The following is a 539-nucleotide window of genomic DNA, read 5'->3' on the forward strand; positions in this document are numbered from 1 at the left end:
TCGTTGATTGCTTTGAGAAGAAAGGCTTACCTCGACCAAACATCAGCAAAGAACGTCCTGATATTCGCGTTCATGTTCGCCTTCACAAAGATAAAGCTATCTTAGGTGTTGATATGGTAGGCAGTGGCCTTCATCAACGTGGCTACCGTCCGGAATCTGGCCGAGCACCACTTCGCGAAACATTAGCAGCGGCGATCATTATGCGTTGTGGTTGGGACGGTCATCAGCCACTTCTCGATCCAATGTGTGGTTCTGGTACGTTACTGATTGAAGCGGCAATGATGGCTGCAAATATGGCTCCTGGTGTAAAACGAAAGCAATGGTGCTTTGAATCACTTGAAGACTTTGAGCCAGATACATGGGCTGAAATCAAATCAGAAGCAAACGTTCAGGCTAGACGCGGCGTCAAGAAAGTTGACGCTAAGTTTTTTGGCTTCGATAACGACCCTAAAGTACTCAAAGTTGCACAAGAGAACGCTCGCAGAGCAGGGGTTGAGGAACTGATTGAGTTTGCTCAAGGCGATGCGGCAACTATTACG

Annotated in this window: 1 protein-coding gene; it reads left to right on the top strand. The window is 47.5% G+C overall.

From position 1 onward, the window contains the following. Positions 1–539 (top strand): THUMP domain-containing protein (locus R8O10_RS27100; RefSeq protein WP_412035182.1); only part of this gene is annotated, 539 nt, incomplete at both ends.

This window comes from Vibrio sp. 1727, from assembly GCF_033344415.1.
GTDB lineage: Bacteria > Pseudomonadota > Gammaproteobacteria > Enterobacterales > Vibrionaceae > Vibrio > Vibrio alginolyticus.